Below are 22,048 nucleotides of genomic sequence, written 5' to 3'. Positions count from 1 at the left end.
GGCTATACCCCGGCGTAGGCCATGAAGCCGCCGTCCACGGGAACGACCGTGCCGGTGACGAAGCCGGACGTCTCGTCGTCCGCGAGCCACAGCAGCGTTCCGAGCAAATCCTCGGGCACGCCGAACCGCCTCATCGGCGTGTGCGAAATGATTTTTCCCGACCGTTCGGTAAGCGTTCCGTCCTCCTTGACGAGCAAGCCGCGGTTTTGCTCCGTCAGGAAAAAGCCGGGGGCGATCGCGTTCACGCGAATGTTGGATTCGGCCAAATGAACGGCCAGCCACTGCGTGAAGTTGTTGATCGCGGCTTTGGCCGCGCTGTAGGCGGGCACCTTCGTCATCGGCGAAGGCGCGCTCATGGAGGAGACGTTCAGAACGACGCCGCCCCCGCGTTCCGCCATCGGCCGCGTGAAGATTTGGGTCGGGATCATCGTTCCCATGAAGTTCAGGTCGAGCACGTTGCGGAAGCCGGGAACGCTCAAGTCGAAGAACGTCGTGATCCCCTCCGCGTTCAAATCCTCAAGCTTCAAAATTTCGTTCGACGTGTTGGCGCTCGGGTGGTTGCCGCCGGCGCCGTTGAGCAAAATGTCGCACGGGCCGAGCTTTTCGCTCACGACGCGCTCCGCCTCGCGGACGCTGTCCGCGCTCGTAACGTCGCAAGCGACCGCGATCGCGGCGCCGCCGGCCTCCCGGATTTCGCGGGCGACCCGCTCGCCCTTGTCCGGCGTCCGGTTCAGCACCGCGACTTTGACCCCTTGCCGGGCGAGCTCGGCCGCCATGACGCGGCACAGCACGCCGGCGCCGCCGGTTATGACGGCGATTTTGCCTTCAAGAGACGGATGCTTCGGAAGTCCGCTCATCGGATCCCCTTCCTTCCTCGAATGGGTTAGAATGACGGGTCGCGTCCCAAAGGCCCCACAAGTACATGATGCCAAGCGCGCGATCGTACAGGCCGTAACCGGGGCGGCACTTCTCTCCCCAAATATGGCGGCCGTGATCGGGACGCGCGTAACCGGCAAAGCCGACGTCGCGATAGGCTTTGACGATGCCGGCAATGTCGACCGTGCCGTCCTGCGTGCGGTGCGACGTTTCAATGAAGTCGCCGTTATCGTACACGCGGACGTTGCGGATATGCGCGAACGGGATGCGGTCCGCGAATTCATGGATCATCCCGACGATGTCGTTCGCCGGATTCGAGCCGAGCGAGCCGCTGCAAAGCGTAATGCCGCTATAAGGGCTGTCGTGCAGCTTCAGGAAGCGGCGAAGATTGGCTTGGTTCGTCATGATCCGCGGCAGCCCGAACACCGGCCACGGCGGATCGTCCGGATGGATGGCCATCTTGATGCCGTGCCTGGCCGCGACGGGAACGACCTCGTCCAGGAAGTATTTCAGATGGCTCCACAAGTCTTCCTCGGAGACGTTCTTGTAGGCTTCGAACAGGGACGCCAGCCGGGCCAGGCGCTCCGGCTCCCATCCGGGCATCGTGAACTCGGGATTGGCGTTGATTTTGCCGGCCATCTCGAACGGATCGATGTCGTCGATCCGGCTTTTTTCGTAAAACATCGCGGTCGAGCCGTCTTCCAATTCCTTGTGCAGGTCGGTTCGCAGCCAGTCGAAGACGGGCATGAAGTTATAGCAAATGACTTTGGCGCCGACCTGCCCGAGCTTTTCGATCGTTTTCTTGTAATTTTCGATGTAAACGTCGCGGCCGGGCCGCCCCAGCTTGATGTCCTCATGAACGTTGACGCTTTCCACGACCTCGATGTGGAAGCCGGCCGCATGCGCCTTGTCGCGCATTTCCAATATTTTGTCCATCGGCCATTCCTCGCCCGCCGGGACGTCGTGCAGCGACCAGACGATGCCTTCGACGCCGGGAATTTGCCTGATCTGGTCCAGCGTAACGGTATCGTTGCCCTCTCCGAACCAACGAAAAACCATTCTCATGCCGGCTTTCATCCCCCTTGTTTGAAATAGTGCGGAAATTGCTCCATGAGCGCCGCCTGGTCCTTGACGCTGAGAAGCAAATGCTCCTGCATCGTGCCGGCGGCCGCATCGGCGTCGCCCGCCTCGATTGCCCGCACCATCCGCTCGTGCTGCTCGTACACGTGGCTCCATTGATGGGCGGAAACGAGGCGAAGCAGGCGCGCGCGGTTCAAATGGGCGTTGATTTGCTGGATGGCGATCCAGGTGTTCAGCTTGCCGCAGCCCTCGAACAGCGTCCGGTGAAACGCTTCGTCCAGCTCGAACAGGGCCATGTCGTCCTGCCGCTCCATGCCTTCAAGCTGCTTGCGCAAGTTGCTTCGCAGAGCCTCGAGCGATTCCGCCGGGAATTCGTCGCAAGCAAGCCGAATGACCGCCTTCTCCAGCTGCTCCCGCATAAAGCGGGCTTCCTCGACCTGATTCGGGTCGATCAGGGAGACGAACGTTCCCCGCTGGGGCAGCACTTGAACGAGCCCTTCCTGCGCAAGCCGCAGGAAACTTTCGCGCACGGGCGTACGGCTGACGTTAAAAGCCGAAGCCGATTCTTTTTCCGATAACGCGGTGCCGGGAGGCAGCTCCAGGTTCAAAATCTGGTTTTTCAGCTTCGCATAGACGAAATCCTTTGCGGAAACCGCCGACGTCGGGTCGAAAAATGACATGGTCGTTCACTCCTTCTATTCCATACTACCACACTTGTATGGTAGTATGGAACCGAGAAATGCTATCGATTGGAACGACGTATTCATGCATCGAGGAGGATATCATTTATGGAACATGCAGCAAAAGCCCCGAAGCCGGCCGGATACGAAGCCTGGCTGGCCCATCCGCCGATCGCCGGCTCCGAGCGGACGAAGCGGATCGTTTCCCGGACGGGGACGATCGACGCTCCCGAGCGGGAGCTTTGCGTGGCGACCGCAGCGGCGGAGCTGGAGGAAGGAATCGCCAGGCTGACCGGAACGCGGCCGGCAAGAGGAACTCCGCGGGACGGCGCGCGCGGCATCGCGATCGGAACGTTCGCGGGCAACGCGGCCGCGAGGGAGCTGTTCAGCGCGGAAGAACAAGCCGCCGTCGCCGAGGAAGGGTACCGCATCCGCGCGAACGGCCGGACGATCGCGATCGCCGGGACGACGGCCCGCGGCGCGCTGTACGGAGCGTTTCATTTCCTCCGGCTGCTGCGGGCGGGAGCGGACCTGGAAACGCTTGACATCGCCGAAAATCCCGTCAACGGAATCCGGATGATCAACCAATGGGACAACATCGACGGGAGCATCGAGCGCGGCTACGCCGGCGGCTCGATATTTTACCGGAACGACGACATCGCGGACGACCTGTCCCGCGTTCGCGACTATGCGCGGCTGCTCGCTTCCGTCGGGCTGAACGCCATCGCGATCAATAATGTGAACGTTCACAAATACGAAACGATGTTTTTGACGGAGCGGTTTTTGCCGAAAATCGCCCGCATCGCCGAGACGTTCCGCGCCTACGGCATCCGCACGTACCTCAGCGTCAACTTCGCGGCGCCGATCGAAGTCGGCGGGCTCTCGACGGCGGACCCGCTGGAGCCGTCCGTGCAGGCGTGGTGGAAGGAGAAGGCCGCGGATATTTACCGCCATATCCCCGATTTCGGCGGCTTTCTCGTGAAGGCCGACTCGGAAAACCGGCCGGGACCGTTCACGTACGGCCGCGATCACGCGGACGGAGCCAACCTGCTGGCGGACGCCCTGCGGCCGTTCGGCGGGCTCGTCTTCTGGCGCTGCTTCGTTTACGACTGCAAGCAGGACTGGCGCGACCGGAAAACCGACCGCGCCCGCGCCGCCTACGACCATTTCACCCCGCTGGACGGAAGGTTCGCGGACAACGTCATCCTTCAGGTGAAAAACGGGCCGATGGACTTTCAGGTGCGGGAGCCGGTATCGCCGCTGTTCGGCGCAATGCCGAACACGAACATGGCGATCGAGTTCCAGATTACCCAGGAGTACACCGGCCAGCAGCGCCATCTGTGCTATCTCGTGCCGCAATGGAAGGAGGCGCTCGATTTCGAGACGTACGCCCGCGGCGAAGGCTCCGCGGTCAAACGGATCGCGGACGGCTCCCTGTTCGGCAGGCCGCACGGGGGCTTCGCGGCCGTTTCCAACATCGGCGACGATCCGAACTGGACGGGCCACCCGCTGGCGCAGGCGAATCTGTACGGCTACGGGCGATTGGCCTGGAACCCCGATCTTTCGTCGGAGGCGATCGCGGACGAATGGATCGGCCTGACGTTCGGCGACGACGAACGGGTGCTTCAAGCCGTCCGGGGCATGCTGCTCGATTCGTGGAGCATCTACGAATCGTACACCGCGCCGCTCGGCGTCGGCTGGATGGTGACCCCGCATTTCCATTACGGGCCGGACCCGGACGGCTACGAATATTCGATGTGGGGCACGTATCACTTCGCGGACTGCAAGGGCATCGGCGTCGACCGGACGAAGGCGACCGGAACGGGGTACGCGGCGCAGTACAAGGGAGCCAATTTCGAGCGGTTCGAGTCGCTCGCCGATACGCCCGACGACCTGCTGCTGTTTTTCCACCACGTTCCTTATACGCACGTCCTTCGTTCGGGCAAAACCGTCATCCAGCACATTTACGACAGCCGGTTCGAGGGAGCGGAACGGGCGGAGGAGCTCGTTCGGCGGTGGAGAGCGCTGGAAGGGCTCATCGACGAAGGCATCTTCACGCAAGCGGAAAGCCGGTTCCGGGAGCAGGCCAAGCACTCGAAGGAGTGGCGCGACGTGCTGAACACGTACTTTTTCCGCAAAAGCGGCATTCCCGACGCCCGCGGCCGCACCATTTACTAAAGCTCGGAATCAAGTCCGAAGAGGCCCCGAGGCCTCTTTTTTTCGTTATTTTTTAAAAGAATTCGTGCATTTCTCTTCTACTGCCGCGGCGGCGGCTTTTCCTATAATGGAACTACACAAAGAGAGACATGAGGTGAAGTCCGCATGAGCCGTACCGCCAACGCAACGACCGCAAGCGGCAGCAAGCCCGGCCGCGCAGCCCCGAAGAAGCGCGGCCGCTTCTGGAGCCGATGGGAAACGCCGGGAATCGGCTATTTGTTCATTTCCCCGTGGCTGATCGGATTTTTCCTGCTCACGTTTTATCCGATGGCGCTGTCCTTGTACTACTCCTTTACCGACTATACGCTGATGAAACCGATCGAATGGATCGGCTTTCGCAATTACGAGCGGATTTTCACGGCCGACGACAAGTTCATTCAATCGGTCAAAGTGACCTTCCTTTACGTGCTCGGCTCCGTCCCGCTCAAGCTGATCGCGGCGCTGCTTGTCGCGATGGCTCTCGCCAAAGCGGTCAAAGGCATTTCCGCCTACCGCATCGCGATTTACTTTCCGTCGCTCATCGGCGGGAGCATCGCCGTATCGATGCTGTGGCGCAACATTTTCGGCGTGGACGGCTCGTTCAACAGCTTGCTGGGCGCGCTCGGGATCGAAGGAACCGGCTGGATCAGCAATCCGAAAACGGCGCTCTGGTCGCTGATCGTCCTGACCGTCTGGCAGTTCGGCTCCTCGATGGTCATTTTCCTGGCCGGCCTCAAGCAAATTCCCCGGGACCTGTACGAAGCTTCGAGCGTCGACGGGGCGAACCGGTTCGTGCAATTTTTCCGGATTACGCTGCCGATGCTGTCGCCGACGCTGTATTTCAACTTCATCATGGGCGTCATCAACGGCTTCCAAATGTTCACGTCGGCCTACGTCATCACGAACGGCGGACCGATGAATTCGACGCTCGTTTACGCCGTCTACCTGTACGAACGCGCCTTCAGCCGCTACCAGCTGGGCTACGCTTCGGCGCTTGCCTGGATCATGCTCGTCGTCATCGCCGTCATTGCCGGCTTGATCGCCGCGACTTCGAAATACTGGGTGTTTTACGAGACGGACGCCGGAAGGAGGAAACGCAAATGAGCTTGAAAACGAAGGGCGGCATCCGCCACGTCCTGCTGACCCTTTTCAGCCTCGCGATGGTGTATCCCGTCTTCTGGTGGGTCGGCGCTTCCCTGAAGTCCAACGAAGAGCTGTCCTCGGCCAACCTGTTTCCGTCCAAGCCGCTCTGGAGCAATTTCGTCGACGGCTGGAACGCCATTCCGGGCTATACGTTCACCGATTTTTATTTGAACACGTTCGGCCTGGAGCTGGCGGTGCTGATCACGACCATCTTCTCCTGCACGCTCGTGGCGTTCGGGTTCGCGAGGTTGGATTTTCCGTTAAAAAATTTCTGGTTCGCCATTTTGATGCTGACGCTCATGCTTCCCGCGCAGGTGCTCATTATTCCGCAGTACGCCATGTTCCATCAGTTCGGCTGGGTCAACACCTATTGGCCGTTCATCGTCCCGCACTTGCTCGCCTCGGGGGCGGGCGGCACCTTCTTCGTCTTTTTGCTCATCCAGTTTATTCGCGGCGTTCCCCGCGAGCTGGACGAATCGGCGAAAATCGACGGCTGCTCCTGGTTCGGCATCTACTGGCGGATCGTCATGCCGCTCACCAAACCGGCCATCGTCACGGTGTCGATCTTCTGCTTCCTCTGGAACTGGGATGACTTCCTCGGTCATTTGCTGTATATTAATTCAGTCGAGAAATACACGGTCGGCCTCGCGCTGAAAATGATCAACGACGCGCAATCCGGCATGCAGTGGGGCCAGGTTCTGGCCATGTCGCTCGTTTCGATCGTGCCGGCGACGATCGTGTTCGCCTTCGCGCAGAAGCAGCTGGTCGAAGGCGTGGCGACGACGGGGATCAAAGGATAAGCGCGCGGGAGCGGATCGCTCCCGTTGCGTTTCGATAGGCAAGAAACGAAAAAGCGACGGTTATCGTTGCTTTTTTGGCGTATTCGAGGCTGCAAGCATCAAAGCGAGGGGAGGCGACGGCGAACGGCGGCCATGATCAATCCTTTCAAGCGGTACCGCATCGATTATTTGTTTTTCGGCAGCTTCGCGGCGCTGATCGTCATTATCCTCGGCTGCACGATCTGGACGACCTACGTTCTGTCGTCCAAGGAAATGGCGAAAGCGACCTCCGCCAACCAGCAGAAGCTGCTCGACCAGCTGAACGGCGAAATCTCGTCGAGCTTGGCCACGCTGGAGCAAATTTCGCTGTCGACCTCCAGGGACAACACGCTGGTCGACTTTCTGCGCGGGGACGTTTCCGGGGATACGTTCGCGAGGCTGCAGAAATATAAGGAAGTTCAGCAATCGCTGGCCAATTTGACGTATTCGATCCCGCTCATTCAAGGCATCGACCTGTATATGGAAAATCCGTTTCGGTCGGAGTCCAACAGCTACATCCAGTTCCGCGATCTCGAAGGCGCCGCGTCCCAAAGCTGGCACGAGGCGATGCGGCAGAACGATTTTTTCTGGGCGGGCAAGCAAACGATCCAGACCTTTCAGGGACGGGCGGAAGTGATCAGCTTCGTAAGGACGATCGTCTACAACGACCGCCGTCTGGGCTATCTCGTTCTCCACGCCAAAGCGAAAACGCTGGAAGAAATGCTGCTCGGCTCATCCCCGGACGGCAACCGGATGATGCTCGACGCCTCGGAACAGCCGCTCATCGCCATCGGCAAAGTGCCGGACGAGCCGACCTGGTCTTCCTGGAAAAGCCGGCTGAACGACAGCTCCGGTTTGCTGCGGCTTCACTGGGACCGGGAAGGGGAGATGCTCGTCGTCTACTCCAAGCTGAGGCAGTCGAACTGGATGATGGTCGAAATTACGCCCTGGTCGTCCGTCACGGAAGGGAGCCTTCGCCTGGCCCAGACGATCGGCTTGATCGGCGCCGGCGCGATCCTGCTGGCGCTGCTGCTCGCGCTATCGCTCAGCAGGCAGTTCGTTTGGCCGATTTCGAAGCTGGTGTCCGCCATGAACCGGTATACGGTCACGGGCAAAAAGGAGGAGCTTCCCGAAGATTACCGCAATGAATTTGGGTATTTGTTTTCGGGGTACCGCAAGCAGACGGAGCGGATCGAGGAGCTGTACGAATCGCTCGAAATCCGCCACGAGCAGCTGCGCAAAGCCGAGATCGAATCGCTTCAGGCGAATATCAATCCGCACTTCCTCTACAACACGCTCGATCAGTTGAACTGGATGGCGATCGAAAGCGGGCAGGCGGAGATGAGCCGGATACTCGAATTAATGGGCCGAATGTTCCGCATCGGCCTCTCCAACGGGGAAAGTTTCATAACGGTAGCGGACGAGCTGGAGCATATCGGCTATTATCTGGAAATCCAGCGGCTTCGGTTGGGCGAGGGGCTGAGCTACCGAATCGAAGCGGACGAGGGGACGCGCAAGCTCTACATGCCCAAAATGGTGCTCCAGCCGTTCGTGGAAAACGCGGTCGTCCACGGCTTTCATGCCAGCGGCGAAGGCACGATCGGGATACGCATCCGGCCGTCCGGGGAGCGCTTGCGGATCGAAATCGAAGATAACGGCATCGGTCTTCGAGGGGATCCGGACGCGTTGAAGAAGCGAAAAACCGGAGGCTACGGCGTTCGCAACGTCCGGGAGCGGATTCGGACGCATTTCGGCGATTCGTACGGAGCCGAGCTGTCGAACCGTCCGGAGGGCGGGACGAAAGCGGTCGTCGAGCTGCCTCTTTTGCGGGAGAGGCCGGGGCCGGCGGTCCGGAAACAAGATCGGATTATTTTATAAATTATTGTGCATTTCTCTTCTACAATCGGGAGGGTGCAGCGGATACGATAAAGGAGAAAAGAGAATCGTATTCCTAGGGGAGATGAATGAAAATGGTATTTTGGAAGCGCTTAGCCGGCGTCTCGACGTCGCTCGTCCTGGCGGCCGCCCTCGCGGCTTGCGGAGCGGGCGGGAACAATAACAACGGCGGCGAAGCCGCGAGCTCGCCTTCCGGCACGTCTTCGTCCGATAGCGGAAGCTCCGGCGAGCAGGTCAAGCTCCGCATCATGTGGTGGGGCTCCCAGCAGCGGCACGAAGCGACGCTCGACGCCCTGGAGCTGTATACGCAGCAGAATCCGAAAGTCACGTTCGAGCCGGAATATTCCGGAATGGACGGCTATTTGGACAAGCTGTCCACGCAGGCCGCCGCGAAAAACGCTCCCGATATTTTTCAAATCGATCCGGGCTGGGTGGCGGACTGGGCTTCCCGCGGCTCGCTCGCGGACCTGACGGACGGCGTCGATTTGTCCGAAGTGGACGAGAAGCTGGCGAACGGAGGAAAATTCGACGGCAAGCAATACGCGATACCGCTCGGCTCCACCGCCTACGGGATGATTTACGATAAAGCCGCGCTTGAAAAGCTCGGCCTAACGGCTCCGGAGAACGGCTGGACGTGGGACGACTTCTTCGCTCTCGCGAAGGAATCCAAATCGAAGCTCGCTTCCGGCCAATATTTCACGAAGGACTACGCCGGCGACTATTTCGCGTTCAGCGCGTACCATTACGCCCAAGGCAAAGGCTTGCTCGTGACCGAGGACGGCAAGTTCAACATCGACGAGGCGACGTTCCTCGACTGGACGAAAAAATTCCAGGAGCTGCGCGAGCTCGGCGTCGTGCCTCCGGCCGACGTGAACGCTTCCGACAAGGAGTTCGATCCGACCGGCGATCTGATGGTCAAAGGAACGATCCTGTTCCGTCTCGGCTTCTCCGCCAACTTCGTCTCCTGGGACAGCCTGAAGGCCGACGCTTACGCGATGGTGACGATGCCCCGCGGCGCGGAAGCGGGCGGATGGCTCAAGCCGTCGCTGTTCTTCGGCGTATCCGAGAACTCTCAGCATGCCGAAGAAGCGGCGAAGTTCCTCGACTGGTTCACGAACAGCCCGGACGCGGTCAAAATTTTGGGCACGACCCGGGGCAATCCGGTCAACAACAAAGTGTCGGCGGAGCTGCTCTCGACGTTCAGCGAGGCCGACCAGGTCGGCATCGAGCTGTACAACGCGACGCTTCCGGACGGCCAGCAATGGGTCGCCGGCGCCAGCGGCTGGACGAACTGGATCGACAAGGACTGGGCGCTCATCCGCGACGAGCTGAGCTTCGGCAAGAAATCGCCGGAAGAGGCGTTCGCATCCTTGAAGAGCACGGCCCAGGAATACGAAAGCTAAACGGATCCGCGGCATGCCCGGAAGACGCGAAACGCGCCTTCCGGGCATGTTCCGGTACGAAGGGACCGCGCGAGGGGGGAAGGCGCGTCCGGCAAAAAGGAGAGAACGCGCATGTGGAAAATCGCCATCGTCGACGACGACCGCCAGGTGCTGCAGGGCATGAAACGGGCCATTCCGTGGGAGGAGCTGAACGCGGAATGGGCGGGCGAGGCGCTGAACGGTCAGGACGGACTGGAGATGATCCGCGCCGTTCGCCCGGATGTCGTTATCACGGATATATACATGCCGGTGATGAACGGGCTGGACATGATCGAACATCTCCGGACCGAAGCCTTCGACGGCAAGGTCATCATTTTGAGCGGCTATTCCGATTTCGAGTATGCGCGGCAGGCGCTGCGGCTGAACGTCAGCGATTATTTGTCCAAGCCGATCAGCATTCCGACGCTTAAGGAAGTGCTCGCCAAGGCGATCGCGGGCCTTGCCGAAGAGGAGGAGCGCCGCATCAAGCAGGACGAGCTTGAGCAGCGGTTCAGGCTCTACGCGCCGTTCGTGGAAAAGGAATGGATCAAGTCGGTCATCTCGGGCACGCTCGCGGATATGTACTTGCGGGACGAGGCGCTGCCTCCCGCCTATTCCTGCTGGCGGCAGGCGGAGCATACGGTGATCGGCTTCGACATCGTGCGGGATCGCCGGATCGGGGCGGCATCCTTGTCCGATCTGAACCTGTTTCGCTTCGCGGTGCGCAACATCGCCTGCGAAATCGCGGCGGAGCGGTTCGGCGGGTTCGAATATACGGAGCTGCACGGGACCCACTCCGCGCTCGTGGTCCGCTCGGAAGCGGGTTCGGACCGGAAGCTTGCGGAAAGGCGGTTGGCCGAATTCGGCGTCAAGCTGATCGAAGCCGCGGGCAGCTATTTGAAGCTGAAGCTCCGCGTCGGCGTCGGGGAGACGAAAAGCGACTGGCGCGGCATTTCCGATTCCACGGAGGAGGCGTTCCGCGCGATCGAGTGGCGGAGGCGGCCGCTCGTCGCGGGCTACGAAGTGTACGGGGCGGCGGAAGGTCCGGACGGCGAGAAGGAGATTCGCCGGATTCGTCCGGTCAAATTTTATCAGGAGCTCGCGTCCGCGATCAAATCGAGCCGGGAAACGCTCGCGCACGAGATCGTCGACGACTTCGCCGTGCAGCTGGCGGGGCGGGAGGAGACGACGCCGGAGTATTTAAAGACGCTCGCAAGCGAAATTTGGGCGATTCTCGCTTACAGCTTGTACGAAGTCGGCATGGTGCTGGACGAGTTGTTTCCGAGCGAAGCCGTGCGGCGGGAATGGGCCGGCTTTGCCCGTCCGGAGCAGCTGACGCGGTGGCTGAAAGAGAAAATTTCCGCGATTTGCGGGAGCCGCCAGTGGAGGGGCAACGGCAAGCATCGTCAGGCGGTCGATTTTATGATCCAGTACATTCACGACAACTACGCCGAAGATATCACCCTCGCGGACCTGGCGGACAAAGTGTTCATCTCGCGCAATTACTTGTCCCACATTTTCAAAAGCATGACGGGCGATTCGTTCAACACGTATTTGACCCGCGTCCGCATGGAAAAAGCCAAGGAACTGCTGATGGAGCACAAAATGCTCGTTTACGAGGTTGCGGAGAAGGTCGGCTATCAGAACGTTCCCTATTTCAGCACGCTGTTCAAAAAGTACAGCGGCATGAATCCGACGGACTTGGCGAAGTCGTAGGCGCCCGAAGGATCGCGCGTTTCCCGGCTGCGGCGTTCGCCGGCGCTGCCGCCGCAAGTTTATTTTTTTCCGAGGACGCCGCCAGGCGTTTTTTTTGTGCTTTGGCGTGCCCAGCTAAGCACGCATCTTCTAGCCGGTGAAAGTCCGGTCACAGGAGGGGCCAAGCCCCTGTGTAGCTAGGATACCTGCGTATGGCGAAAGCTGTGCGTAGAAGCGTATCGACGAAAGTACCTGTCGGAGACAGGGCGAGCAACATGTCAGGCCGTAACATAAAGTGAATCCTGCCGCGTCGTCAAAAAGGCCTCGCAAGAGGGAAAAGAGGAAGCCGAGCCCCGCGAGCATGGGCGAAGGCCATGGAAGCTGATAAGAACTTGGAGCGTCAGCGAAAAATCCTCCGGTGTAGAGGGATCGGCATGGGATGAAAGAGGATGCAGTGAACTGGGGAGACCCTCCCCTGCACGGAGATTTTTTTTTTCGAAACCGTAAAGAGACGCTCTATAAGCCAAAAGGTGAAGTGATCCGTCTGCAGGAAGGGAGTCCGGTATTTGTCAAGATAGTTGTCGCGATTCCTTAGGGAAAGTAAACGTTAAGATAGCGATTTTTTTGCAGCCGGAATAAGCGTCACTTTTTCAGGATTCAGCCAGACTTCATCTTTCAGGCTCCAGTCGCGAATGGTGCCAGACCAGCGATTAGGGTTTCTGGCTTTTGCGGCCAAATAAATCTCCTTGCGTTTCTCAAACACTTGGTGTGCTAATCCTTCATGCCGCTGGTTAGGTGTAATAAAATTCAGTCCGCTGTGTCGATGTTGTTCGTTGTACCAGCGAACAAATCGCATGACCCATTCACGCGCCTCTGACAAGGCCTTAAAGCCTTCCGTTGGATAGCCAGGACGGTACTTGCATGTGCGGAAAATCGATTCTGCGTAAGGGTTGTCGTTGCTGACGCGTGGTCGGCTTCGAGAGGGGGTAATGCCCAAACTGTACAGGGTCTCCAGCAACGTGGCCCCCTTCATCGGGCTTCCGTTATCCGAGTGAAGCACAAGCGGCTGCCGACGAATCACGCATTGCTCTCGCACGACCGTACGACGGATCAATTGGCTGGCATGCGCGGCAGACTAATCATCCGAAATCTCACAGCCTTCATGTTGACGGCTGTAGAGAGCCAGGACGGGATACAGCTAGAAGAACAGCCCTATCACGGGCCCTGGCACACATGTGATATCACACAGCCAAACTTCATTCGGGCCACTCGCAGCTTTACTGGTGATGGGTTTAGGCATGCGTTTCTTGCTGCGCCCGCGATGGAGCTGCTGATTGAATTTATGCATCACCCGGTAAAAGCTGGACTCGGAGGCGATGTAGGTTCCTTCATCGGCCAGCGCCGGCACAATCTGGCTTGGCGGCAGGCTCCTGTACGGCGGCTGCTGAAGAACCTCCAGCACCTGCTGCTCTTCTGCATCGCTTAGCTTGTTAGCGGGTGTCGGCCGTTTGGCGTGAGGGCGTCCGTCTACGGTGCCGCCTTGCTTGCGCCAGCGCTGGAGCGTCCGCTGAGTCAGTCCGAGCTCTCGGCAAGCAGCCGCTTCTCTTGCACCGGCGGCAACGGCTTCTTGAATCAGTGTAAGGGCATGCTCGCGATCTGAGGCACTGATCATTCGTCCTCTTGGTCCCCCCAGATCGCTTGGGCCTTTTTTCGCAACACCAACAAGGCGGCGGCTTCGGCGAGCGCTGCTTCTTTGCGCTTTAGCTCTCGATTTAATGCCTTGTTCTCTTGCTCTTTCTCGCGGAGTTCCTTCTGAAGCCTGTTCGCTTGCGAGGCCATTCCGCCATTAGCTTGCATACACGCATCGCGCCATGCTTCCACCTGCTCAACAAACAGCCCTTTTGTCCGACAATACTCCGCCAGCTCGATTTCGCTCAAACTTGCGGTTTCGACAACGACAGCGAACTTCTCCTGCGTACTCCAACGTTCGGGCTGTACGTCATCGGCAGGCGTCATACCTTGTGCTTTTGCCGCCTTCTTCCACTTAAATAAAGTCGTCTCCGATAGACCGATTTCCTTAGCAAGCCGACTGACCGGCTCGTTGTACGGGGGCATCATACGCTGTACAATGCTTTGCTTGAATTCTTTGGTTACGGGATTCACGTTCTCCACCTCGTCCTCGTTTCTCCTCACTATATATTCAATTTGGGGGTACGACAACTATTCTGACAGAGGGGGAGTCCGAGGGGCGAATAGTACCGGGGAACGCAGGACAACACAACCTGCGGGAGGGAAGGCGCCCTGCTTTGTTCAAGCTTCACAAGGAGGTACGAGTGAGTGAATGCCAGAAGGCTAACGACACCAACAGAAAAAGTTCAACAACTCCAAGAGAAGCTAGGTCATGCGGCCAAGACGAGCAAGAGCAGAAAGTTCCATGCACTGTACGACAAAGTCCATCGATTGGATGTGCTACAGGAAGCGTGGCGGAGAGTACGGGCAAACAAAGGAGCGGCAGGCATCGACGGTGAAACCTTGGCAGATATAGCGAAGATGGGTGAAGACCGATTCGTAGCGGAATGCCGAGAACGGCTCCAGAAGAAGTCCTACCGCCCCCAGCCCGTGCGCCGTCACTACATTCCGAAGAAAGACGGACGGAAACGCCCGCTCGGCATTCCAACGGTAAGGGACCGCGTCGTGCAAATGGCAACGAAACTCATAGTGGAACCGATCTTTGAAGCCGATTTTCAGGAATGCTCGTTTGGCTTTCGACCGAAGCGAGGCGCAAAACAAGCGCTGGAGCGAATCCGTAAAGCCTGCAACCGCAAAGGCAATTGGGTGGTCGACGTCGACAACCAAGGCTACTTCGACAACATTAACCAAGAGAAGCTCATGAAACTGGTAGAAAGGCGAATCAGCGACAGACGCATTCTCAAGCTCATTCGGCAATGGCTCGGAGCAGGAGTGACGGAGGAAGGAACGGTCAGACGTTCCGATCTGGGAACGCCGCAGGGCGGGGTGATCTCGCCGCTACTGGCGAACATCTACCTGAACTACTTCGACCGATTGTGGGAAAAGCATGGCAAAGAGGTCGGGGAACTCACGCGGTACGCAGACGACTTTGTCGTCGTGTGCAAGACAAAGAAAGATGCGCTCCATGGGTACAAACTCATTCAAGCGATATTGGAGCGTCTGGAACTGACCTTGCATCCGGAAAAGACGCGGATTGTGGGGATATGGACGGGAGAAGAAGGGTTTGACTTCCTCGGCATGCACCACCGGAAGACGAAAGCAGAAACGGGGCAGAACCGCGTGTACTATACGACGCAACAATGGCTCTGTGTTAAAGCAGAGAAACACATTCGGGAAGTCGTTAAAGAACGACTCGCGCCGCCGAAAATGCGGCACGTTTCGTTCCAAGAACATGTGGACTGGCTCAACCTGAGAATCCAAGGCTGGAAGAACTACTATTCGACGCCATACAGTTCCAAATGGATGACAAAGTTAGATGGGTACATCCGCACAAGGCTAACGAAGTGGTATGCAAAGAAGCGCCAGCGTAGTCGCTGGCGCAGTTCTGGAAATGAGGTTAAGTTGCTCTGCCAAATGTATGGACTCAAGACGCTTTTGTAAGTCGCACGCACATGAATGACGAACATCGGAAAGCCGTATGAGGGAAAACCTCACGTACGGTTTGATGAGGAGGGGCTGAATTTATTTCAGTCCTTCACTCTAGCGAGCAGCGTTGAAAAATTGCAATTGATAGCCGTTCTCAATGAGCCTATAATGAGACTAAAACGCTTGGGAGGGGATCGGAAATGGTTTCGCAGAACCCTATCTTGCTATGGAACCGCGCGAGGATCCGGACGCCGGCCGCGCGCCGCGCTTATCTGGAGTCGTCCCCCGCGCCGGAGCGACGGCGCGAATGGCGCGACGAGGCGCTGCGCGGCCTGTATGCCGGTCACCTCGCCCCGTTGTGGCGCGCCGTTTCGAAGGCCGCCAACGCGCCGCTGCCGATTTTATGGGAAAACACGGCGGTCCGCCTGTTTTCGCTGTACGAAAAGAGAATGGGTCGTCCCCAAGCCGCCGGAAAAGGTTCCGGTCTGACCGGCTTAAGGCAGGCGCACGAGCGCGCGGCCCGTCATTTTCGAATCGAGGATATCGGTCAGCGCCCCGGGCAGCTCATGCAGAGAAATCTCGCGTTCCAGCAGGGCTTCAAGCTTTGCGGGCTTCAAATCTTCGGCCATCCGGTTCCACAGCTTCCGCCTGCGATCGGCCGGACAAAACACGGAATCGATGCCGAGCAGATTGACGCCGCGCAAAATGAACGGCATCACCGTCGTCGGAACGGCGGTTCCCCCGGTCAGGCCGCTGACCGCGACGGAGCCGCCGTAGGCGATTTTGCTTAGCGTCGCGGCAAGCGAAGCGCCGCCTACCGGATCGACGGCGGCTTGCCAAGCCTGCTTGTTCAGCGGCTTGCCGGCGCCGTCCGCGACCTCTTGGCGGGAGACGATCTCGTCGGCGCCGAGCGCCAGCAAGTAGTCGGCCGCGGCGGGTTTTCCCGTGCTTGCGGCGACGGAATATCCCTTCTTCGCCAGCATGGCGACGGCGACGCTACCGACGCCTCCGGTTGCCCCCGTGACGAGCACCTTCCCCTTTTCGGGCGACATTCCGTTTTCCTCCAGCCTTTCGATCGACAGCGCGGCGGTAAAGCCCGCGGTTCCGTAAATCATCGCCTCTTTCGGCGACAGCCCGTCCGGCAGCGGCACGACCCAGTCCGAAGGCAGGCGCGCATATTCGGCATACCCTCCGTAATGGGAGACGCCGATTCCGTATCCGGTAGCCAGCACCTGCTGCCCCACGGCAAAGCGGCCGTCGGACGACGCGACGACGGTTCCCGCCAGGTCGATTCCCGGAACGTGCGGATACGTTTTGACGATGTTCCCGTCCGGACGGCAGGCGAGTCCGTCCTTATAGTTGACGCTGGAATAAGCGACTTTGACGAGAACGTCTCCCGCCGGCAGGCGATCGAGCTCCAGCCGCTTCACGGCAACGGCGAATTCCCCGGCGTTGTCGACGACAAGCGCCTGAAACGATTCGGACACGGGCGTACCCTCCTGTTCGACAAAAAGTTTGTTGACCTCTTTATACGCCAGATCGTCCGCCGGGTCAACTTCGCTCGGCTGAAGCCGGCTCTTGGGCGGCAAGCGGCATTATTTTCGATCGTTGACTCTCCTCTTGGGGGAGGCTTTATGCTAAATCAAGAAAGGAGCCATTCCTGTAATGAATTAAAATGCGGTTTGCAAAACAAAAAGCGCCTCCTGTATGCTGGGTCTCGGAATGGTGCACATTCACTGCCCTAATTAAGAGGAGGACGCTCACTATGAAGTTTAACCAATCGAGCAAGCAAAATCAACGGATTTCGAGAATTTCTGAAACAACATTGGTCATCGGGACGGATATCGCGAAGCACAACCATGTCGCTCGGGCCTTCACCTACCGTGGCATTGAGCTCGGTAAGCGTTGCCTGTTCCAGAACGACGAGAATGGCCTACTGGACTTGTTGGCCTGGGCCGAATCCATCCAGCAAGAACATGGACTGACGGACGTACTACTTGGCGTAGAGCCCACCGGGCACTACTGGTTCCCGCTGTTTCACTTCCTGAAGCAGCGCAGCATCGAAGTGGTGCTCGTGAATCCGCATCACGTCAAGAAAAGCAAGGAACTCGACGACAACTCGCCGACCAAGAACGACATCAAAGATGCGAAGGTCGTCGCCAAACTCGTCATCGACGGACGCTATACACAGCCGCAGCTGCCGGAGGGTGTTTACGCCGACCTGCGTGTACTGATGAACCAGCGTGACCGTCTATGCGGGGATTTGAATCGGGTGAAAGGAAGAATCCACAATTGGCTGGATCGCTTCTTTCCCGAATATAGGCAAGTGTTTAAAGACTGGGAAGGCAAGGCCTCGCTCATTACGTTGCAACACTTTCCGCTGCCACAAGACGTCGTCTCCGCCGGCGAAACGACAGTCGTGGCGACTTGGAAGAAGAACGATGTGAAACGAGCTGTGGGCCCCAAGAGAGCGGGACTGCTCTACCGGAAAGCCCAAACGTCCATCGGCCTCACGGAAGGCGCTACGGCGGCCAAACATGAGCTAGCCATGTATTTGGAACAGTACGCCATGCTGTGCAGGCAGATCGAACAACTGATGGAGCATGTGGCGGATCTGGTGGAACAGATTCCGGGCGCCACCCACATGATGAGCATTCCGTGTATCGGCCTCATCACTGTGGCAGGATTCCTGGCGGAAGTCGGAGACTTGAGCGGCTACGATCACAGCAGGCAAATCGTTCGTCACGCCGGTCTCAGCCTGCGAGAAAACAGCTCCGGGCTTCACAAAGGGGAAACGACCATCAGCAAGCGAGGTCGTTGTCGTCTCCGGGCTTTGCTGTACCGAGCGGCATGGACCTTGGTTGCCAAAAATCCGGAGTTCCGCGCACTGCACCTGTACTTCACGACTCGCCTGGATAATCCGCTGAAAAAAAAGCAGTCGATGATTGCGATTTCGAGCAAGCTCATTCGAGTCATGTTTGAGCTAGGCCGTAAACAGAAGAACTATGACGTCAGCAAAGTACTCGGCCCCCATCGGGAGGCTCAATTGCAAGCGGCAGCTTAATTCATTCACAGATGGATAACTCACTTTGGTTTCATCGCTTACACACATGTTGATCTTTGACAAACGAAGCACGGATAGGCTGGGAGTAATCGATTCCATTAGGGCAACGACCCCGTAAAGGAGCTAACCTGGCCTCCACCCCTTGAGAGGTAGAACGAAGGAATGTAAGGGCAACGACCCAGGGAGATATGGGAGGGTAAACCGCAAGGGCACATGTGGAGATCCATATGCGACCATACGGCTTTCAAAAAGCGGGGTGGTCCCCACCTCTATTCCCGCCAACAGGTCGATCCCAAATATTCGCTCCGCGTCAAATCTTATCCAAGGGAGCCTCGGATGTCAAAGTTGAAATCCTGAGAAAATGCGAGAAAAACGGAGAAAAGATTAATTTATTGAGGGAGGAAAATCGCATGCTCTATACGGTCAAAGAGGTATCGTCCTTGTCCGGCGTCACGATCAAAGCGCTGCATCATTATCACAAAATCGGGCTTCTCCCGCCCCGCGAGATCAGCGATGCCGGCTATCGGCTATACGGAGCGGAAGAGCTGAAGCGGCTGCAGCACATTTTGTTTTACCGGGAACTGGATTTTTCGCTGGAGAAGATCAAACGGCTGCTGGACGGGGAGCCGGATCGGCCCGCTCTGTTGTCGCAGCAGCAAAGGCTGCTGCTCGCCCGCAAGGCGAGACTGGACGCCGTCATTCAAACTTTAACGAAGTCCATGGAAAGCATGGAGAAAGGAGAAGAGATGGACAAGCGCGACATGTTCAGAGGATTCGAAAACGAGGAACAATGGAACGACGCGATGAGCGAGCACAACGTTTACCTGAAGGAGACGTACGGGGCGGAGGTGCCCAAGGTCGCCGCTGCGGAAGTCGCGAACATGAACGAGCAGGCCGAAGAGGCCGCCGCCTTCATGGGCGGGATGGCAGAAGCTTTGCGAACGGGACTGAAGCGAGACGACGGAAAAGTCCGCCGGCTGATCCGCGACCATATCTCGTTCATGAACGAACGCGGCCGCCAGGTATCCGCCGCGGATTTCGCCGATCAGACGCGATTTTTCCTCGGCGACGATTTTCATCTTCGGATGCTGGAGGACCAGCAAACCGGTCTTGCTTATTTCCTTGCGGCAGCCGCCGAATCGTTCGCGGCGGATCCGGGGCGGGCCGGGTAATCGTTAACGAAAAAGGCGGTTTACGCGCGACGCGCCCCCTTCGTCCGAGGCAGTCCGGCTTCGGATGAAGGGGATTTTTTTGGCATATCGGAAAGTCGAAGTTCTTCACCTGCGGAACCTGATCGTTGGGGAGCGGCACGGATACGAAGTGCGCCGAGAAGCGGAGAACGGGGAAGAGGCGCTTCGCCTGATCGCGGAATTGAAGCCGGAGTTGGTCATCGCGTGCAGCGGGAACGGCAAAAATGCCTCGCCGCCTGCGCCGAGCCAGCCGCAATCGTCCGCTCCGCTGCCTCGGACGGCGCCGAGCCGGCACGCCGGGCTCCGGATATGCTATGATGGACACAAGTCAAGTCAAGCTCGCCCATCGAAAGAGCCTTGTATCTTGGAAAAAAGGTGAGGTGATCCGAATGCGGAAACGCGGCGCAAGCCCTGATGCGGCTCAAAACGAAACCCCAAACGCCGCATCGAATCCGGTTCCGAATGCAAGCCCGACTCCGATCGGATCCGACACATTAAACTCGGCGCCGATTTCCGCAACCCCCGTTGCCCTCCCGGTCCCCCTATCGGATATCGGCGAGGGCCCGATTTGGGACGAGCGCGCCGGAAGGCTGCTTTGGGTGGATATTAGGCAAGCGAGCATTCACGCCTTTTGTCCGGAATCCGGCAGGACGGAAACGATTCGGGCTCCGGAGAAAATAAGCGCGCTTCTTCCTTGCGCGAACGGGAGATGGATCGCCGCGGCCTATCATAGTCTGTACGATTGGAGCGGCGAAGGCGAGAGCTTCGGGGAGATCCTGCGGCTGGAGCGGATTCCCGCCCACGTCCGGTTTAACGACGGCAAAGTCGGGCCGGACGGCGGCATCTGGATCGGCACGATGGATATGAACGGCGGAACGGACGGGTGCCTGTACCGGATCGACAAGGCGCTGGCCTGGGAAGAAAAAATCGGGGGCATCGGCTGCTCCAACGGCCTGGACTGGAGCCCGGACGGGAGCGAGATGCATTATGTCGATTCCGCGATCCGGGAGATCCGCGCGTTTGCCTTCGATTCGCAATCCGGCTCGCTCGGCGCGGAGCGGATCATCGTCCGGCTTGAAGACGAGGCGGGAGGCGTCTTCGACGGCATGACCGTCGACCGGGACGGCATGCTGTGGGCGGCGCAGTGGGGCGGCTCGCGGGTGGCCCGCTGGAATCCGGCCGACGGCAGCCTGCTTGCCGAAATTCGCCTGCCCGCGCCGCAGCCGTCGAGCTGCGTCTTCGGCGGCGACGATTACGGCACGCTGTATATTACAAGCGCCTGCGAGGGCATGAGCCGCGAGGCGCGCGCCGCTTTTCCGCTGGCGGGGGCGCTGTTTCGCCTGGATTCGAGCCGGCTCGGCATACGCGGCAGGAAGCCGTTTTCGTTCGGCTGAGAGGGATCTCGACGTCGGAGGGAGAGATAACATGACGCTGCAACAGTTAAAATACGTGATCGAGGTCGCCAACCGCGGTTCCATGAACGAGGCGGCCAAACGCCTTTTTATTTCGCAGCCGAGCTTGTCCAATGCAATCCGGGAGCTGGAGAACGAATTGGGCATTTCGATTTTCGAGCGGACGAACAAAGGAATCGTCCTATCCAAGGACGGAGCCGAATTTCTCGGCTACGCCAGGCAGGTGATCGAGCAGGCGGAGCTGCTTGAGGGCCGGTATTTGAACGCCAAGCCGTCGCCGCAGCATTTTTCGGTATCGACCCAGCATTATGCGTTCGCGGTCAACGCGTTCGTCCGACTCGTTCAAACGTACGGGCTGGATGAATACGAGCTGGCGCTGCGCGAAACGAAAACGCATGAAATCATTCGGGACGTCAAAACGATGCGCAGCGAAATCGGCATTTTGTACATGAACGAGTTTAACGAAAAGGTGATCCGGAGACTGCTGAAGGACGCCGGATTGCAATTTACCGCCTTGTTTGCGGCCAGGCCCCATATTTTTATCAGCATCCGCAACCCGCTCGCGAAGCAGTCCGTCGTCACGATCGACCAGTTGAAGGATTACCCTTATCTTTCCTTCGAGCAGGGAGAGTACAATTCGTTTCACTTTTCCGAGGAAATATTGAGCACGCTGGTCCATCCGAAAAGCATTCGGGTCAGCGACCGGGCGACGCTATTCAATTTGCTTATCGGCCTGAACGGGTACACGATTTCGACGGGCGTGCTCAGCGCGGACCTGAACGGAAACGAAATCATTCCGGTACCGCTCGATTGCGACGAAACGATCAACGTGGGCTGGATCTCCCACCGCAGCGTCGCGCTTTCCAGGCTGGCTTCGGCTTACGTGGAAGAATTGCGGCGTGCCGTTTCCGCGGTCTGATAACAAGGTAAAAGCTGTTAAAACAGAACGTTCCCCGGTATGA

At 58.6% G+C, this 22,048-nt stretch carries 18 protein-coding genes; 11 read left to right on the top strand and 7 right to left on the bottom strand.

What is annotated here, in order from left to right:
- Nucleotides 1–2: 2 nt before the first annotated feature.
- Genes B7E11_RS28350 through B7E11_RS28340 form a run of 3 tightly spaced genes read right to left on the bottom strand, consistent with a single transcriptional unit; the run spans nucleotide 3 to nucleotide 2,636 of the window.
- The gene (locus tag B7E11_RS28350) at nucleotides 3–857 is read right to left on the bottom strand and encodes an SDR family oxidoreductase (protein WP_080840772.1); all 855 of its coding nucleotides are present in this window, start codon (nucleotides 855–857) and stop codon (nucleotides 3–5) included.
- Complete coding sequence (gene uxuA, locus B7E11_RS28345) at nucleotides 826–1,941, bottom strand: mannonate dehydratase (RefSeq protein WP_080841090.1); 1,116 nt, start codon at nucleotides 1,939–1,941, stop codon at nucleotides 826–828. The genes B7E11_RS28350 and uxuA overlap by 32 nt, the downstream gene beginning before the upstream one ends.
- Before the next feature lie 8 nt (nucleotides 1,942–1,949).
- Complete coding sequence (locus tag B7E11_RS28340) at nucleotides 1,950–2,636, bottom strand: GntR family transcriptional regulator (RefSeq protein ID WP_080840771.1); 687 nt, start codon at nucleotides 2,634–2,636, stop codon at nucleotides 1,950–1,952.
- A gap of 108 nt (nucleotides 2,637–2,744) precedes the next feature.
- On the opposite strand from B7E11_RS28340, the gene B7E11_RS28335 reads away from it, so the two are divergent.
- The 6 genes from B7E11_RS28335 to B7E11_RS28310 all read left to right on the top strand — a co-directional run bounded on the left by B7E11_RS28335 (nucleotide 2,745) and on the right by B7E11_RS28310 (nucleotide 11,826).
- Nucleotides 2,745–4,814: an alpha-glucuronidase family glycosyl hydrolase gene (locus tag B7E11_RS28335; RefSeq protein ID WP_080840770.1), complete on the top strand. Its 2,070-nt coding sequence runs from the start codon at nucleotides 2,745–2,747 to the stop codon at nucleotides 4,812–4,814.
- 144 nt (nucleotides 4,815–4,958) lie between these two features.
- A complete protein-coding gene (locus tag B7E11_RS28330; protein ID WP_080840769.1) occupies nucleotides 4,959–5,936 on the top strand; it encodes a carbohydrate ABC transporter permease in 978 nt (325 codons plus the stop codon).
- Nucleotides 5,933–6,775 (top strand): carbohydrate ABC transporter permease, encoded by an 843-nt coding sequence (locus B7E11_RS28325; RefSeq protein WP_080840768.1) that lies wholly within the window; start codon nucleotides 5,933–5,935, stop codon nucleotides 6,773–6,775. Before B7E11_RS28330 ends, B7E11_RS28325 begins: the two co-directional genes overlap by 4 nt.
- Nucleotides 6,776–6,907: 132 nt before the next feature.
- The gene (locus tag B7E11_RS28320) at nucleotides 6,908–8,671 is read left to right on the top strand and encodes a sensor histidine kinase (RefSeq protein ID WP_080840767.1); all 1,764 of its coding nucleotides are present in this window, start codon (nucleotides 6,908–6,910) and stop codon (nucleotides 8,669–8,671) included.
- A 92-nt stretch (nucleotides 8,672–8,763) separates the two neighbouring features.
- Nucleotides 8,764–10,092, top strand: a complete 1,329-nt coding sequence (locus B7E11_RS28315; RefSeq protein WP_080841088.1) for an ABC transporter substrate-binding protein — start codon at nucleotides 8,764–8,766, stop codon at nucleotides 10,090–10,092.
- A gap of 111 nt (nucleotides 10,093–10,203) precedes the next feature.
- Nucleotides 10,204–11,826, top strand: coding sequence for a response regulator transcription factor (locus B7E11_RS28310; protein WP_080840766.1), 1,623 nt, complete (start codon nucleotides 10,204–10,206; stop codon nucleotides 11,824–11,826).
- A gap of 586 nt (nucleotides 11,827–12,412) precedes the next feature.
- Here B7E11_RS28310 and B7E11_RS28305 read toward each other — a convergent pair.
- From B7E11_RS28305 to B7E11_RS28295, 3 genes are all read right to left on the bottom strand, one after another.
- Nucleotides 12,413–12,823 (bottom strand): integrase core domain-containing protein, encoded by a 411-nt coding sequence (locus B7E11_RS28305; protein ID WP_176220933.1) that lies wholly within the window; start codon nucleotides 12,821–12,823, stop codon nucleotides 12,413–12,415.
- Nucleotides 12,824–13,003: 180 nt separating this feature from the next.
- Nucleotides 13,004–13,477, bottom strand: coding sequence for a helix-turn-helix domain-containing protein (locus B7E11_RS28300; RefSeq protein ID WP_080840764.1), 474 nt, complete (start codon nucleotides 13,475–13,477; stop codon nucleotides 13,004–13,006).
- On the bottom strand, nucleotides 13,474–13,977 hold the full coding sequence (locus B7E11_RS28295; RefSeq protein WP_139787343.1) for a transposase: 504 nt from the start codon (nucleotides 13,975–13,977) through the stop codon (nucleotides 13,474–13,476). Before B7E11_RS28295 ends, B7E11_RS28300 begins: the two co-directional genes overlap by 4 nt.
- Before the next feature lie 165 nt (nucleotides 13,978–14,142).
- Between B7E11_RS28295 and ltrA the strand changes: the two genes are divergently transcribed.
- Nucleotides 14,143–15,435: a group II intron reverse transcriptase/maturase gene (gene ltrA / locus B7E11_RS28290; RefSeq protein ID WP_080840763.1), complete on the top strand. Its 1,293-nt coding sequence runs from the start codon at nucleotides 14,143–14,145 to the stop codon at nucleotides 15,433–15,435.
- 479 nt (nucleotides 15,436–15,914) lie between these two features.
- Here ltrA and B7E11_RS28285 read toward each other — a convergent pair whose 3' ends face one another.
- Entirely contained in the window at nucleotides 15,915–16,907 is a 993-nt protein-coding gene (locus B7E11_RS28285; protein ID WP_080841087.1) for an acrylyl-CoA reductase family protein, read from the bottom strand.
- Between the two features lie 278 nt (nucleotides 16,908–17,185).
- Between B7E11_RS28285 and B7E11_RS28280 the strand changes: the two genes are divergently transcribed.
- From B7E11_RS28280 to B7E11_RS28265, 4 genes are all read left to right on the top strand, one after another.
- Nucleotides 17,186–18,484 carry an IS110 family RNA-guided transposase gene (locus B7E11_RS28280; protein ID WP_080840762.1) on the top strand — a complete coding sequence of 433 codons (1,299 nt, stop codon included), beginning with the start codon at nucleotides 17,186–17,188 and terminating at the stop codon, nucleotides 18,482–18,484.
- A 410-nt stretch (nucleotides 18,485–18,894) separates the two neighbouring features.
- Nucleotides 18,895–19,656 carry a MerR family transcriptional regulator gene (locus B7E11_RS28275; protein WP_080840761.1) on the top strand — a complete coding sequence of 254 codons (762 nt, stop codon included), beginning with the start codon at nucleotides 18,895–18,897 and terminating at the stop codon, nucleotides 19,654–19,656.
- Nucleotides 19,657–19,898: 242 nt separating this feature from the next.
- On the top strand, nucleotides 19,899–21,068 hold the full coding sequence (locus B7E11_RS28270) for an SMP-30/gluconolactonase/LRE family protein (RefSeq protein WP_080840760.1): 1,170 nt from the start codon (nucleotides 19,899–19,901) through the stop codon (nucleotides 21,066–21,068).
- A 31-nt stretch (nucleotides 21,069–21,099) separates the two neighbouring features.
- Nucleotides 21,100–22,005 (top strand): LysR family transcriptional regulator, encoded by a 906-nt coding sequence (locus B7E11_RS28265; RefSeq protein WP_080840759.1) that lies wholly within the window; start codon nucleotides 21,100–21,102, stop codon nucleotides 22,003–22,005.
- The last annotated feature ends 43 nt before the right edge of the window (nucleotides 22,006–22,048 follow it).

Origin of the sequence: Cohnella massiliensis, from assembly GCF_900169535.1 — a bacterium.
Taxonomy (GTDB): Bacteria; Bacillota; Bacilli; order Paenibacillales; family Paenibacillaceae; genus Cohnella; species Cohnella algarum.
Note: the sequence above shows the minus strand (reverse complement) of the source record. Positions and strands in the feature narration are given on the sequence as shown.